Genomic DNA, 14,541 nt, shown 5'->3' on the forward strand with positions numbered 1-14,541 from the left:
CTACCTGCTTTGTCAGACATTAGGCGCTTAGAGCGCGCGCGTGATGCTGCAAGTGGTCGTCGATGAAACTCGCGATGAAGAAATAACTGTGGTCGTAGCCGGGTTGCAAACGCAACGTCAGCGGATGACCGGCAAGTTTCGCCGCCTGTTGCAGGGCTTCTGGCTTGAGCTGGGTGGCGAGGAAATCGTCGCGATCACCCTGATCCACCAGCAGCGGCAGTTTCTCGTCGGCTTCGGCGATCAATGCACAGGCATCCCACTCGCGCCATTTCGACCGGTCTTCCCCCAAGTAGCGGGAAAAGGCTTTCTGCCCCCATGGGCAATCGATCGGATTGTTGATCGGCGAGAACGCCGACACCGACTGGTAACGCCCCGGATTGCGCAAGGCGCAGACCAGCGCACCATGACCACCCATGGAGTGGCCGCTGATGCCACGCTTTTCCGATGCCGGGAAATGCGCCTCAACCAATGCCGGCAATTCCTGCACGACATAGTCATGCATCCGATAGTGCCGCGACCACGGTTCCTGCGTGGCATTCAGATAAAAACCGGCACCGAGACCGAAGTCCCAGGCACCATCCGGATCGCCCGGCACTTCGGGACCGCGTGGGCTGGTGTCCGGTGCGACGATAATCAGCCCCAGCTCGGCGGCCATGCGCATGGCACCGGCCTTCTGCATGAAGTTCTCGTCGGTACAGGTCAGGCCAGACAACCAGTACAACACTGGCAGTTTACCGCCCTGCTCCGCTTGCGGCGGCAGGTACACGGCAAACACCATGTCGCAACCGAGCACGTCGGAGCGGTGCCGGTAACGCTTGTGCCAGCCGCCGAAGCTTTTCTGGCAGGAGATATTTTCCAGGCTCATAAGCGACCTCAGAAATGAATGACGCTACGGATGCTTTTGCCTTCATGCATCAAGTCAAACGCCTTGTTGATATCTTCCAGGCCCATGGTGTGGGTGATGAAGGTATCCAACGGGATCTCGCCGGTCTGGGCCATTTCGACATAGCTTGGCAACTCGGTACGGCCACGCACGCCACCGAACGCCGAACCGCGCCAGACGCGACCGGTGACCAACTGGAATGGACGGGTGGAGATTTCCTGGCCTGCGCCGGCCACACCGATGATGACCGACTCGCCCCAACCTTTGTGGCAGCACTCAAGTGCGGCACGCATCAATTGGACATTACCGATGCATTCGAACGAGAAGTCGACGCCACCATCGGTCATGTCGACAATCACTTCCTGAATCGGACGATCGAAGTCTTTCGGGTTCACGCAGTCCGTGGCGCCCAATTGCCTGGCGATTTCGAACTTGGCCGGGTTGATGTCAATGGCGATGATCCGGCCAGCCTTGGCTTTGACCGCACCGATCACGGCAGACAGTCCGATGCCACCCAGGCCGAAGATGGCAACGGTGTCACCCGGTTTGACCTTGGCAGTGTTGATCACCGCACCGATGCCGGTGGTGACGCCACAGCCCAGCAGGCAGACTTTTTCCAGCGGTGCTTCTTTAGGAATTTTGGCGACGGAGATTTCCGGCAGCACGGTGTACTCGGAAAACGTCGAGGTGCCCATGTAGTGGAAAATCGTTTCGCCCTTGTAGGAGAAGCGCGAAGTGCCGTCCGGCATCAGGCCTTTACCCTGGGTTGCACGAATCGCCTGGCAGAGGTTGGTTTTGCCCGACAGACAGAATTTGCACTTGCCACATTCCGGGGTGTACAGCGGGATCACATGATCGCCCACCGCAACCGAGGTCACGCCCTCGCCGATCGCTTCGACCACCGCGCCACCTTCGTGGCCCAGGATCGACGGAAAGATACCTTCCGGGTCCGCGCCCGAGAGGGTGTAGGCATCGGTATGGCAGACACCGGAAGCGACGACGCGCAGCAGGACTTCGCCCGCCTTGGGCATGGCGACATCGACTTCAACGATCTCGAGGGGCTTCTTGGCCTCGAAGGCAACGGCGGCGCGCGACTTGATCATGCTGACTCTCCAGTGAATAAAAACGAGACAGGGAGTGTAATACAGCCGCATACGATGAATAATCGGGACAAAAGCAAAACATTATTGCCATGCAGGGATAATCCTGATGTCCGAAAACCGCTGGGAAGGCATCGACGAGTTCGTCGCCGTCGCAGAGTGCAGCCAATTCACCGCCGCGGCTGAACGCCTTGGGGTGTCTTCCTCCCACATCAGTCGCCAAATCGTAAGACTGGAAGAGCGACTGCAAACCCGCTTGCTCTATCGCAGCACCCGCCGGGTCACGCTGACCGAAGCCGGGCAAACCTTTCTGCAACATTGCCAACGTTTGCAGGACGGCCGCGAAGAAGCGTTGCGCGCTGTCGGCGACCTGACCAGCGAACCCAAGGGCATGCTGCGCATGACCTGCGCCGTGGCCTACGGCGAACGATTCATTGTGCCGCTGGTGACTCGCTTCATGGGGCTGTATCCACAACTGCGTGTGGACATCGAACTGAGCAACCGCCCGCTCGATCTGGTGCACGAAGGGCTGGACCTGGCCATCCGCCTCGGCCGCCTGCAGGATTCAAGATTGGTCGCGACTCGTTTGGCACCACGGCGCATGTACCTGTGCGCCTCGCCGTCCTACCTGGAACGGTATGGTCGCCCACACAGTTTGTCGGAACTGAGTCGCCACAACTGCCTCATCGGCAGCTCGGATATCTGGCAACTGGAACAGAACGGGCGGGAATTTTCCCAGCGAGTACAGGGAAACTGGCGCTGCAACAGTGGGCAGGCGGTGCTGGATGCCGCGCTACAAGGGGTTGGGTTGTGTCAGTTGCCGGACTACTACGTACTGGAGCACCTGAAAAACGGCGAATTGATCTCGCTGCTGGAAGCCCACCAACCACCGAACACAGCGGTTTGGGCGCTTTATCCACAGCAGCGGCATCTGTCACCGAAAGTACGCAAGTTAGTGGATTATTTGAAGGAAGGGTTAGCCGAACGGCCGGAATATCGAGTTTAAGAGAAAAAGATCGCAGCCGGCATAGGCTGCGATCTTTTAACGGCGGTTCACCCAACGCTGGCGCAACCACTCAAGGTCTTCGGGGCGAGTGACTTTGATGTTATCGGATCGACCTTCGATCAAACGGGGTGCCATACCTGCCCACTCCATCGCCGAGGCTTCATCGGTGATGACAGCATCCGCCACCAGGCTGTCCGCCAGCGCCCGATGCAATGCTCCAAGGCGAAACATCTGCGGTGTATAAGCCTGCCAGATCACACTGCGATCCACCGTTTCCAGCACACGCCCGTGCTTGTCGACCCGTTTGAGGGTGTCGCGCGCAGGCACCGCCAATAGGCCGCCCACCGGGTCGTCAGCCAGTTCACTGAGCAATTTATCAAGATCATCGCGCGCCAGATTCGGTCGCGCGGCATCGTGAACCAACACCCAATCCTCATCGTCAGCGCCCTGGGCATGCAGATGCAGCAAGGCGTTGAGCACTGATCCGGAACGCTCGGCGCCACCTTCAACCCGCTGAATACGCGGATCGGCAGCACAGGCCAGGTTCGGCCAGTAAGGATCGTCGATGGCAAGACTGACCACCAACCCCTTCAGGGCAGGATGATCGAGGAAACAGCCAAGGCTGTGTTCGAGAATAGTGCGCCCGCCCAGTTGCAAGTATTGCTTGGGACGGTCCGCGGCCATACGGGCACCGACGCCCGCGGCAGGAATCACGGCCCAGAAGGCCGGTAACGACTCAATCATTGGGCCAACTGGTAAAGGGTTTCACCATCCTTGACCATGCCCAACTCATGGCGAGCCCGTTCTTCAACGGTCTCCATGCCCTTTTTCAACTCACTGACTTCGGCGTCCATCACCCGATTGCGCTCCAGCAACGCCTCGTTCTCGGCGTGTTGATCCGCAATCTGCTGCTTCAGCTCGGCCACTTGCGCCAGACTGCCATTACCCACCCACAGGCGATACTGCAGGCCGGCCAGCAGCAAGAGCAAGACGAGGAACAACCAATTGGGACTGCGCATCGAATATCAGGTATCCAGTGAAAAAAGACAGCCATGCCAAACTTTGAAGCTTCTGATAGCACGAAGCCTGGAAGAACCAGGCTTGTGCTCTTAAGGCATCAGATTAGTGGCAAATCCGTCGCTGTCGCGATTTTTCCGACACAATCCGGTGTCTTTTTATCGTTTACCACTCAGCCGCGGAATTCGCTGCGGCCGTTGTACTTGGCTTTGCCATTCAACTGCTCTTCGATACGCAGCAGTTGGTTGTACTTGGAAACGCGGTCGGAACGGCACAGCGAACCGGTCTTGATCTGGCCAGCCGAGGTGCCCACGGCCAGGTCGGCAATGGTCGAATCTTCGGTTTCGCCGGAGCGGTGCGAGATCACGGCGGTGTAACCAGCGGCCTTGGCCATCTGGATGGCTTCCAGGGTTTCGGTCAGGGTGCCGATCTGGTTGAACTTGATCAGGATCGAGTTGGCGATCTTTTTATCGATGCCTTCTTTCAGGATCTTGGTGTTGGTCACGAACAGGTCGTCGCCTACCAGCTGAGTCTTCTCGCCGATCTTGTCGGTGAGGATTTTCCAGCCAGCCCAGTCGGACTCGTCCAGACCGTCTTCGATGGAGATGATCGGGTAACGCTCGGTCAGACCTTTCAGGTAGTCGGCGAAACCTTCAGCAGTGAACACCTGGCCTTCGCCGGACAGGTTGTACTTGCCATCTTCATAGAATTCGCTGGCCGCGCAGTCCAGGGCCAGGGTCACGTCGGTGCCCAGCTTGTAACCGGCGTTGGCCACGGCTTCGGAGATCACTTTCAAAGCGTCTTCGTTGGAGGCCAGGTTCGGCGCGAAACCACCTTCGTCACCAACGGCAGTGCTCAGGCCACGGGCCTTCAGAACGGCTTTGAGGTGATGGAAAATCTCGGTGCCCATGCGCAGACCTTCCGAGAAAGACTTGGCGCCAACCGGCTGAACCATGAATTCCTGGATGTCGACGTTGTTATCGGCGTGCTCGCCACCGTTGATGATGTTCATCATCGGAACCGGCATCGAGTAAACACCCGGGGTACCGTTCAGGTTGGCAATGTGAGCGTACAGCGGCAGGTCCTGGTCCTGTGCTGCTGCCTTGGCCGCGGCCAGGGAAACGGCGAGGATCGCGTTGGCGCCCAGGGTCGCTTTGTTCTCAGTGCCATCGAGCTTGATCATCGCGTGATCCAGCGCTTTCTGGTCGCTTGGGTCTTTGCCCAGCAACAGGTCGCGGATCGGACCGTTGATGTTGGCTACGGCCTTGAGCACGCCTTTACCCAGATAACGGCTCTTGTCGCCATCACGCAGCTCGAGCGCTTCACGCGAGCCAGTGGAAGCACCGGATGGCGCGCATGCGCTGCCGATGATGCCGTTATCGAGAAGCACGTCTGCTTCCACAGTGGGATTGCCACGGGAGTCGAGAACTTCACGACCTTTGATGTCGACGATTTTTGCCATTGTTGTAAACACTCCAAAGTTGACGAAAACGACGCAGCTGAAGGAAATCTTTTATCGTCGGCAAGTGACAGACAGCGGGCAGGCTTGCGGACGATAAGGCTCAAGCCCGAGGGCCTGAGCATTTAAACCGTGCGGTACTTTACCGGAGAATTGAGGTTTACGCGGTTTCTACCGTCGGAAAACTCTTCACCAGTTCGTCCAGTGCTTTGAGCTGGGCCAGGAATGGCTCCAGTTTGTCCAGACGCAGGGCGCAAGGGCCGTCGCATTTGGCGTTGTCCGGGTCCGGGTGGGCTTCGAGGAACAGCCCGGCCAGCGACTGGCTCATGCCGGCCTTGGCCAGGTCAGTGACCTGGGCACGACGACCACCGGCGGAATCGGAGCGACCGCCGGGCATTTGCAGCGCGTGGGTCACGTCGAAGAACACCGGGTATTCGAACTGCTTCATGATGCCGAAGCCGAGCATGTCGACCACGAGATTGTTGTAGCCGAAGCTCGAACCACGCTCGCAGAGAATCAACTGATCGTTACCGGCTTCCACGCATTTGTTCAGGATGTGTTTCATTTCCTGGGGCGCGAGGAACTGGGCTTTCTTGATGTTGATCACCGCGCCGGTCTTGGCCATCGCGACCACGAGATCGGTCTGGCGCGACAGGAAGGCCGGCAACTGGATGATGTCGCAGACTTCAGCGACGACCGCGGCCTGATCAGGCTCGTGGACGTCGGTGATGATCGGTACGCCAAAGGCTTGCTTGATGTCCTGGAAAATCCGCATGCCCTCTTCCAGCCCGGGGCCACGATAAGAGGTCACAGAAGAACGGTTCGCCTTGTCGAAACTGGCCTTGAACACGTAAGGGATACCGAGTTTTTCGGTGACCTTTACGTACTCTTCGCAGACCTGCATCGCCATGTCACGGCTTTCCAGCACGTTCATGCCACCGAACAGCACCATTGGCTTGTCGTTGGCAATCTCGATATCGCCTACGCGGATGATCTTCTGCGCCATCAGGATTACGCCTTCTTCTGGTGTTGAGCCAAAGCGGCTTTAACGAAACCGCTGAACAACGGGTGACCGTCGCGTGGCGTCGAGGTGAACTCTGGGTGGAACTGGCAAGCGACGAACCATGGGTGATCCGGTGCTTCAACCACTTCAACCAGCGCGCCATCACCGGAACGACCGGAGATTTTCAGGCCGGCCTCGATGATTTGCGGCAGCAGGTTGTTGTTCACTTCGTAGCGATGACGGTGACGCTCGACGATCACATCCTTGGCGTAGCAATCGTGCACCAGGGAACCTGGCTCAAGCAGGCAGTCCTGAGCGCCAAGGCGCATGGTGCCGCCCAGGTCGGACGATTCGGTACGGATTTCGACGGCGCCGGTGGCATCTTCCCACTCGGTGATCAGACCGACCACCGGGTGACCGCTGGTGCGATCGAACTCAGTGGAGTTGGCATCTTTCCAGCCCATGACGTTACGAGCGAACTCGATAACGGCCACTTGCATGCCCAGGCAGATACCCAGGTATGGAACCTTGTTTTCGCGAGCGTATTGAACGGCAGTGATCTTGCCTTCAACACCACGCAGACCGAAGCCGCCCGGTACCAGAATCGCGTCGACGCCTTCCAGCAGCGCGGTGCCCTGGTTTTCGATGTCTTCGGAATCGATGTAGCGCAGGTTGACCTTGGTGCGGTTGCTGATGCCGGCGTGACTCATCGCCTCGATCAGCGACTTGTAGGCGTCCAGCAGTTCCATGTACTTGCCAACCATGGCGATGGTGACTTCGTGCTCCGGGTTCAGCTTGGCATCAACCACCGCTTCCCACTCGGACAGATCGGCGCTGTCGCATTGCAGGCCGAAACGCTCGACGACGAAATCATCCAGGCCCTGGGAGTGCAGAATGCCCGGGATCTTGTAGATGGTGTCGGCGTCTTCCAGCGCAATCACCGCACGCTCTTCAACGTTGGTGAACTGCGCGATCTTGCGACGCGAAGAAATGTCGATCGGGTGATCGGAGCGGCACACCAGCACGTCAGGCTGCAGGCCAATGGAACGCAGTTCCTTGACCGAGTGCTGGGTTGGCTTGGTTTTGGTTTCGCCGGCAGTGGCGATGTACGGCACCAGTGTCAGGTGCATCAGCATCGCGCGCTTGGCGCCGACTTCGAAACGCAATTGACGGATCGCTTCGAGGAACGGTTGCGACTCGATGTCACCCACGGTGCCACCGATTTCGACCATGGCCACGTCGGCATCGCCGGCGCCCTTGATGATCCGGCGCTTGATTTCGTCGGTGATGTGCGGGATCACCTGAATGGTTGCGCCCAGGTAATCACCACGGCGCTCTTTGCGCAGGACGTGTTCGTAGACACGGCCAGTGGTGAAGTTGTTGTTCTGGGTCATGGTCGTGCGGATGAACCGCTCGTAGTGGCCCAGGTCCAGGTCGGTCTCGGCGCCGTCGTGGGTGACGAACACTTCACCGTGCTGGAACGGGCTCATGGTGCCCGGGTCAACGTTGATGTACGGGTCCAGCTTCAGCATGGTGACCTTAAGTCCCCGCGCCTCCAGGATGGCCGCCAATGAAGCCGAGGCAATGCCTTTCCCCAATGAAGAAACAACACCGCCCGTGACGAATATGTAGCGCGTCATGAAAAACCCTAGAAGTCTGCGTTAAAGCGGTCCGAGCCGCCGGGGAAAGCGAAGGAAGGCCGAAGCCCCCGATCACCTGCATTAATCACAGTGCACCTTTCAAAAAAACCGCCGCGTTGGGACAGACCGGAAGATGAAACACCGGTAGGTTGCTCGCTACACATTTTTTGGAATCGCCCAGCAAAGACTGCTTGGTAATCGGCAACTCCTGCGATTCAGGCGAATCCACAGAAGTTGTATCAAGAAGGGAGCGTAGTCTACCGGAAAGCCCCTTTCAGCTCAAACCTTGATCTTCGATCGGCGGCTGCCAATGCAAATACCAGCCACTGCGCTCACTGCCATTCAGCCCCCGCAGGTTCGCCACCGCCAGCAATTGCTGGCCCCTGTAGACCAGCGGCAATCTGCCACGGGCGAAGCCCGGCACACCGCTTTCGTTGAGCAAACGCTTCAAGTCACGGTGACCGCGATCGGGCAAACTCATGACTTCGCCGCCCTCACGATAGCGGATCTGCAACGGGCCATCGGGGATCTGGCCGGTGAGTGTGAGCACGCCATTATCCGGTAACGCCAGCAATACCGCGGGGTCAGCCCAGGACACCGGGGATGGCGGAGTGCGCAACCATCCACCTGACAACCACCAGAGACGCCCACCAGCGCGATGCAGTTCGCCCGCCGCCAATCGCCAGACCGGACGTGCGTCGCCAGTCGCATCGCGCAAATCCTGCCAACCCGACCAATGGTCACTGTCCGGCAAAGACGTCAGCGGTTTGAGCCAATGACTCAGCGCATTGCGCTGGCGTGCATCAGAGAGCTTTTCCAGGGGCGCCAGCTCCAGCGACGGCAACCCCAGCCAATCGAAATCACTGTCGGTGCCGGCCTGGGCCAGATCAATTTGCGCCAGATCGTCGAGCAACCCCTGCGCCTCACTCAGATGCGCAGCGCTGCGAGCCATGGTCGCCACTGCTTGCGGCCAGCGCGCGGTCAACACGGGGAACACCTGATGACGCAGGTAATTGCGCGAGAACTGCGGGTCCTGATTCGACGGATCTTCGATCCAGTTCAGCTGATATTCAGTGGCGTAGGCCTCAAGCTCGGCGCGAGTGACATCAAGCAGTGGTCGCAGCAGATGCCCACGCCCCAAAGGACGCTCACTCGGCATCCCCGACAAACCTCTCACCCCTGCCCCGCGCATCAGCCGAAACAACAGGGTTTCCGCTTGATCGTCACGGTGCTGACCTGTGAGCAGTACTTCACCGGCGTGAGTCGCCGCGATGAAGGCGCCGTAACGCGCATCCCGCGCCGCACGCTCGAGGCTCGCGCCGCGCTCAACCTGAACACGCACAACCTCCAGCGGTACACCCAACGCATCACAGACCGACTGACAATGTTCCGGCCACGCATCAGCCGCAGCCTGCAGGCCGTGGTGGACGTGAATGGCGGTCAACGCCGGCAAGGATTCGGTTTTTGCGAGGTGTGCGAGAAGGTGCAGCAGGACGGTGGAATCGAGACCACCGGAGAAGGCGATGCGCCAGGTTGTGGCGTTACGCCACGGAACCAGCCCATGGAGAAGCCTGGCTGGCAGATCAATCGTCTTAGGGCTCATAGACGTCAGTCGCTTCACATAGACCCATTGTGGGAGCGAGCCTGCTCGCGAAGGCTGCTTAACATTCAACATATTTGTTGATTGTTATACCGCAATCGCGAGCAGACGAACGTCGCCCGGCTCTTCCCACAAGGCTATAGCGCGATCAGATCAGAGACCGTAGCTCATCAGACGCTCGTAACGACGGGCCAGCAGCGCGTCGTTGTCGAACTTCTTCAACATCGCCAGTTGCGAGCTCAGCTCGGCGCGGATCGAGGCAGCGGCAGCGGCCGGATCACGATGAGCGCCGCCCAACGGCTCGCCGATCACTTTATCGACGATGCCCAGGCCCTTCAGACGCTCGGCAGTGATGCCCATCGCTTCAGCGGCATCCGGGGCTTTCTCGGAAGTTTTCCACAGAATCGAGGCGCAACCTTCCGGCGAAATCACCGCGTAGGTCGAATATTGCAGCATGTTCAGCTGATCGCAGACGCCAATTGCCAGCGCACCACCGGAACCACCCTCACCGATCACGGTGGCGATGATTGGGGTTTTCAGGCGAGCCATGACGCGCAGGTTCCAGGCAATCGCTTCGCTCTGGTTGCGCTCTTCGGCGTCGATGCCAGGGTAAGCGCCCGGGGTGTCGATGAAGGTCAGGATCGGCATTTTGAAACGCTCGGCCATTTCCATCAGGCGACACGCCTTGCGGTAGCCCTCAGGGCGCGGCATGCCGAAGTTGCGGCGAACCTTCTCGCGCACTTCGCGACCTTTCTGGTGACCGATAACCATCACCGGCTGGTCGTCCAGACGGGCAACACCGCCAACGATGGCAGCGTCGTCGGAGAAGTGACGGTCGCCGTGCAACTCATCGAACTCGGTGAAGATGTGTTCGATGTAGTCCAGGGTGTACGGACGTTTCGGGTGACGCGCCAGACGCGCGATCTGCCAGCTGGTCAGCTTGCCGAAGATGTCTTCGGTCAGCGTGCTGCTCTTGTCCTGTAGGCGGGAGATCTCATCGCCGATATTCAGCGAATTGTCATTACCGACCAAGCGCAACTCTTCGATCTTGGCTTGCAGGTCGGCGATCGGCTGTTCGAAATCTAGAAAATTCGGGTTCATAGGCGTCCGTCTAGGGTCGCGTCCAAGAGAGCTTGGGCCGGCCGGTTGTCTATTCGCGCCCTACCTTAAGGGACAGGCGCGTTCAGGTCGAGATTAAAAATTCGGGTCGGGATCAGGCGCGTTCCCATGGTAAGGAATGGCGCCTGACCGTCAACGGTATTGGAGGAAGACGTTGTCTCGCCCGAACTGGTCACGCAGGGCTTGAATCAAGGCATCCGCCGGGTCGATCCGCCAGGTCTCGCCAAACTGCAACAAGGCCTTCGCATCGGGGCTGGTGTAGTCCATGGTGATCGGGCACGCACCGCGATGACGCTTCAACAACTCGCCCAACCAGCGTAGCTGATCGCCCTTGAGATCCTTTGCATGCAACTTCAGGCGCAGGCTTTCGGCCAGGTTGGTGCGCGCATCTTCCATGCTCATCACCCGCTTGACCCGCAACCGCAGGCCACCGGAGAAGTCGTCGTTGCTGACTTCGCCTTCGACCACCACCATCGCATCGGTCTGCAACAACGACTGTGCGGAATGGAACGCATCGGCGAACAACGAGGCTTCGATCCGCCCGGAGCGGTCGTCGAGGGTGATGAAGCCCATCTTGTCGCCCTTTTTGTTCTTCATCACTCGCAGGGCGATGATCATGCCCGCGACCGTTTGCGTGTCGCGAGCCGGCTTCAGGTCGATGATGCGCTGACGGGCGAAGCGACGGATCTCGCCTTCGTATTCGTCGATCGGGTGGCCGGTGAGGTACAGGCCCAAGGTATCTTTCTCGCCTTTCAGGCGTTCCTTGAGGGTCAGCTCCTTGGCCTTGCGGTGATTGGCGTAGACGTCGGCGTCTTCTTCAACGAACAGACCGCCAAACAGATCGGCATGCCCACTGTCGTGGGTACGAGCGGTTTGTTCGGCCGCCTTGATCGCCTCTTCCATGGCCGTCAACAACACCGCGCGGTTGCGGTCGATGTTGGCCTGATAGGCTTTCTGCTCATCGTGGAAATACGGGCCTAGGCGGTCCAGGGCACCACTGCGGATCAAGCCGTCGAGGGTGCGTTTGTTGATACGCTTGAGGTCGACCCGCGCGCAAAAATCGAACAGGTCCTTGAACGGCCCGTCTTGCCGCGCCTCGGTAATCGCTTCGACCGGGCCTTCGCCCACGCCCTTGATCGCGCCCAGACCGTAAATGATGCGGCCTTCGTCGTTCACCGTGAACTTGAACTCCGAGGTGTTCACGTCTGGCGCGTCGAGGCGCAGCTTCATGGTCCGCACTTCTTCGATCAAGGTCACGACCTTGTCGGTGTTGTGCATATCCGCCGACAGTACCGCGGCCATGAACGGCGCCGGATAGTGGGCTTTCAGCCACGCGGTCTGGTACGACACCAGGCCGTAGGCAGCGGAGTGGGATTTGTTGAAACCGTAACCGGCGAATTTTTCTACCAGGTCGAAAATGTTACCGGCAAGGTCAGCGTCGATATTGTTGGTGGCGCAACCTTCAATGAAACCGCCGCGCTGCTTGGCCATTTCTTCGGGTTTTTTCTTACCCATGGCTCGACGCAGCATGTCCGCGCCGCCGAGGGTGTAACCGGCCATGACCTGGGCAATCTGCATCACCTGTTCCTGATACAGGATGATGCCGTAAGTCGGCGCCAATACCGGCTTGAGGCCGTCGTACTGGTAGTCCGAGTGCGGGTACGCGAGTTCGGCGCGACCGTGCTTACGGTTGATGAAGTCGTCCACCATGCCCGATTGCAGCGGGCCCGGACGGAACAGGGCCACCAGTGCGATCAAGTCTTCCAGGCAGTCGGGCTTGAGCTTTTTGATCAGCTCTTTCATGCCGCGCGATTCGAGCTGGAACACCGCGGTGGTTTCGGCTTTTTGCAGCAGCGTGTAAGTCGGCTTGTCATCCAGCGGGATGAACGCGATGTCCAGCGGCGGTTCGTTGACCTTGGCGCGGTCGCGGTTGATGGTTTTCAGCGCCCAGTCGATGATCGTCAGGGTCCGAAGCCCCAGGAAGTCGAACTTCACCAGACCGGCAGCCTCAACGTCATCCTTGTCGAACTGAGTTACCAGACCGTCGCCCGCTTCGTCGCAATAGATCGGCGAGAAGTCGGTCAGCTTGGTCGGCGCAATCACCACACCACCGGCGTGTTTACCGACGTTACGCACAACGCCTTCGAGCTTGCGCGCCATTTCCCAGATTTCCGCGGCTTCTTCATCGACCTTGATGAAGTCGCGCAGGATTTCTTCCTGTTCGTAGGCTTTTTCCAGGGTCATGCCGACTTCGAACGGAATCATCTTCGACAGACGATCCGCCAGGCCGTAGGACTTGCCCTGCACCCGCGCCACGTCACGGACCACAGCCTTGGCCGCCATGGAACCGAAGGTGATGATCTGGCTTACCGCGTTACGGCCGTATTTCTCGGCCACGTAATCGATCACGCGGTCGCGACCGTCCATGCAGAAGTCGACGTCGAAGTCGGGCATGGAAACCCGTTCCGGGTTAAGGAAACGTTCGAACAGCAGGTCATATTCCAGCGGGTCAAGGTCAGTGATCTTCTGCACGTAGGCCACCAGCGACCCGGCACCCGACCCACGGCCAGGCCCCACCGGTACGCCGTTGTTCTTGGCCCACTGGATAAAGTCCATCACGATCAGGAAGTAACCGGGGAAGCCCATCTGGATGATGATATCCAGCTCGAAATTCAGCCGGTCGACATAGACTTGGCGCTTGGCTTCGTAGTCTTCGGTGGTGTCCTTGGGCAGCAGAACGCTGAGGCGTTCTTCCAGACCGTCGAAGGAAACCTTGCGGAAGTACTCGTCGATGGTCATGCCATCGGGAATAGGGAAGTTGGGCAGGAAGTGCTTGCCCAGCTTCACTTCGATGTTGCAGCGCTTGGCGATCTCGACTGTGTTCTCCAGCGCCTCAGGCAGGTCGCTGAACAGCTCGGCCATTTCCTCGGCGCTTTTGAGGTATTGCTGATCGCTGTAATTCTTCGAACGCCGCGGATCGTCGAGGGCGCGGCCTTCACCGATGCAAACGCGGGTTTCGTGGGCTTCGAAGTCTTCCTGCTTGATGAAGCGCACGTCGTTGGTCGCCACCAGCGGCGCGCCGATTTTCTCGGCCAGGGCCACGGCGCCGTGCAGTTGTTCTTCGTCGTTGGGGCGGTTGGTGCGCTGGACTTCCAGATAGAAACGATCCGGGAACACCGCCATCCACTCGCGAGCCAGGGTTTCGGCTTCGTCCGGGTTGCCGCCGAGCATCGCCAGGCCGATTTCGCCCTCTTTCGCCGCCGACAGCATGATCAAGCCTTCGCTGGCTTCGGCCACCCACTCGCGCTCGATGATGATCGAACCATTGCGCTGGCCGTCGATGAAACCACGGGAGATCAGTTCGGTGAGGTTGCGATAACCTGTGGCGTTCATCGCCAGCAGGCTGATCCGGCTCAAGGGGTTGTCCGGATCCTTGTTCGACAGCCACAGGTCGGCGCCACAGATCGGCTTGATCCCGGCGCCCATGGCGGCTTTATAGAATTTGACCAGGGAACACATGTTGTTCTGGTCAGTGACCGCCACGGCAGGCATGTTCATGCCGACCAGGGTCTTGACCAGCGGTTTGATCCGCACCAGACCGTCGACCAGGGAATATTCAGTGTGCAGGCGTAGATGAACGAATGAAGCCGGCATAGTGATCCTGTCTAGAAACTAGAAACGTGAAGACAACAAGGCCCGGATTGTACCGGGCCT

Annotated in this window: 11 protein-coding genes; 1 reads left to right on the top strand and 10 read right to left on the bottom strand. The window is 59.1% G+C overall.

All coding sequences use genetic code 11. The features are described 5' to 3' along the window. Positions 1-19 precede the first annotated feature (19 nt). Both fghA and FFH90_RS24815 read right to left on the bottom strand, forming a co-directional pair. Positions 20-865, bottom strand: a complete 846-nt coding sequence (gene fghA, locus FFH90_RS24810; protein ID WP_064620040.1) for an S-formylglutathione hydrolase — start codon at positions 863-865, stop codon at positions 20-22. A gap of 8 nt (positions 866-873) precedes the next feature. Then, positions 874-1,986 carry an S-(hydroxymethyl)glutathione dehydrogenase/class III alcohol dehydrogenase gene (locus FFH90_RS24815; RefSeq protein WP_018927002.1) on the bottom strand — a complete coding sequence of 371 codons (1,113 nt, stop codon included), beginning with the start codon at positions 1,984-1,986 and terminating at the stop codon, positions 874-876. A 106-nt stretch (positions 1,987-2,092) separates the two neighbouring features. Between FFH90_RS24815 and FFH90_RS24820 the strand changes: the two genes are divergently transcribed. Continuing rightward, on the top strand, positions 2,093-2,989 hold the full coding sequence (locus tag FFH90_RS24820; protein WP_007907183.1) for a LysR substrate-binding domain-containing protein: 897 nt from the start codon (positions 2,093-2,095) through the stop codon (positions 2,987-2,989). Positions 2,990-3,025: 36 nt separating this feature from the next. On the opposite strand, the gene ispD is transcribed toward FFH90_RS24820, so the two are convergent. The 8 genes from ispD to dnaE form a co-directional block, all read right to left on the bottom strand. Next, on the bottom strand, positions 3,026-3,733 hold the full coding sequence (gene ispD / locus FFH90_RS24825; RefSeq protein WP_018927004.1) for a 2-C-methyl-D-erythritol 4-phosphate cytidylyltransferase: 708 nt from the start codon (positions 3,731-3,733) through the stop codon (positions 3,026-3,028). Next, complete coding sequence (gene ftsB / locus FFH90_RS24830; RefSeq protein ID WP_007907178.1) at positions 3,730-4,008, bottom strand: cell division protein FtsB; 279 nt, start codon at positions 4,006-4,008, stop codon at positions 3,730-3,732. Before ftsB ends, ispD begins: the two co-directional genes overlap by 4 nt. Before the next feature lie 170 nt (positions 4,009-4,178). Further along, the gene (gene eno / locus FFH90_RS24835; protein ID WP_007940523.1) at positions 4,179-5,468 is read right to left on the bottom strand and encodes a phosphopyruvate hydratase; all 1,290 of its coding nucleotides are present in this window, start codon (positions 5,466-5,468) and stop codon (positions 4,179-4,181) included. A 157-nt stretch (positions 5,469-5,625) separates the two neighbouring features. Continuing rightward, entirely contained in the window at positions 5,626-6,471 is an 846-nt protein-coding gene (gene kdsA, locus FFH90_RS24840; protein ID WP_015093773.1) for a 3-deoxy-8-phosphooctulonate synthase, read from the bottom strand. A gap of 5 nt (positions 6,472-6,476) precedes the next feature. After that, a complete protein-coding gene (locus tag FFH90_RS24845) occupies positions 6,477-8,108 on the bottom strand; it encodes a CTP synthase (RefSeq protein ID WP_026286489.1) in 1,632 nt (543 codons plus the stop codon). Between the two features lie 274 nt (positions 8,109-8,382). Beyond that, the gene (gene tilS / locus FFH90_RS24850; RefSeq protein WP_064620043.1) at positions 8,383-9,711 is read right to left on the bottom strand and encodes a tRNA lysidine(34) synthetase TilS; all 1,329 of its coding nucleotides are present in this window, start codon (positions 9,709-9,711) and stop codon (positions 8,383-8,385) included. A 150-nt stretch (positions 9,712-9,861) separates the two neighbouring features. Then, positions 9,862-10,809: an acetyl-CoA carboxylase carboxyltransferase subunit alpha gene (locus FFH90_RS24855; RefSeq protein WP_018927007.1), complete on the bottom strand. Its 948-nt coding sequence runs from the start codon at positions 10,807-10,809 to the stop codon at positions 9,862-9,864. A gap of 150 nt (positions 10,810-10,959) precedes the next feature. Further along, a complete protein-coding gene (gene dnaE, locus FFH90_RS24860) occupies positions 10,960-14,481 on the bottom strand; it encodes a DNA polymerase III subunit alpha (protein WP_018927008.1) in 3,522 nt (1,173 codons plus the stop codon). Between the last annotated feature and the right edge of the window lie 60 nt (positions 14,482-14,541).

Source organism: Pseudomonas sp. ATCC 43928 (genome assembly GCF_005938665.2).
Lineage (GTDB): Bacteria > Pseudomonadota > Gammaproteobacteria > Pseudomonadales > Pseudomonadaceae > Aquipseudomonas.

Bases quoted from the DNA above. Each gene is read 5' to 3' on its own strand.
- FFH90_RS24820 (WP_007907183.1), top strand. From the start codon at position 2,093: ATGTCCGAAAACCGCTGGGAAGGCATCGACGAGTTCGTCGCCGTCGCA.
- eno (WP_007940523.1), bottom strand. From the start codon at position 5,468: ATGGCAAAAATCGTCGACATCAAAGGTCGTGAAGTTCTCGACTCCCGT.
- fghA (WP_064620040.1), bottom strand. From the start codon at position 865: ATGAGCCTGGAAAATATCTCCTGCCAGAAAAGCTTCGGCGGCTGGCAC.
- ispD (WP_018927004.1), bottom strand. From the start codon at position 3,733: ATGATTGAGTCGTTACCGGCCTTCTGGGCCGTGATTCCTGCCGCGGGC.
- tilS (WP_064620043.1), bottom strand. From the start codon at position 9,711: ATGAGCCCTAAGACGATTGATCTGCCAGCCAGGCTTCTCCATGGGCTG.
- kdsA (WP_015093773.1), bottom strand. From the start codon at position 6,471: ATGGCGCAGAAGATCATCCGCGTAGGCGATATCGAGATTGCCAACGAC.
- FFH90_RS24815 (WP_018927002.1), bottom strand. From the start codon at position 1,986: ATGATCAAGTCGCGCGCCGCCGTTGCCTTCGAGGCCAAGAAGCCCCTC.
- dnaE (WP_018927008.1), bottom strand. From the start codon at position 14,481: ATGCCGGCTTCATTCGTTCATCTACGCCTGCACACTGAATATTCCCTG.
- FFH90_RS24855 (WP_018927007.1), bottom strand. From the start codon at position 10,809: ATGAACCCGAATTTTCTAGATTTCGAACAGCCGATCGCCGACCTGCAA.
- FFH90_RS24845 (WP_026286489.1), bottom strand. From the start codon at position 8,108: ATGACGCGCTACATATTCGTCACGGGCGGTGTTGTTTCTTCATTGGGG.
- ftsB (WP_007907178.1), bottom strand. From the start codon at position 4,008: ATGCGCAGTCCCAATTGGTTGTTCCTCGTCTTGCTCTTGCTGCTGGCC.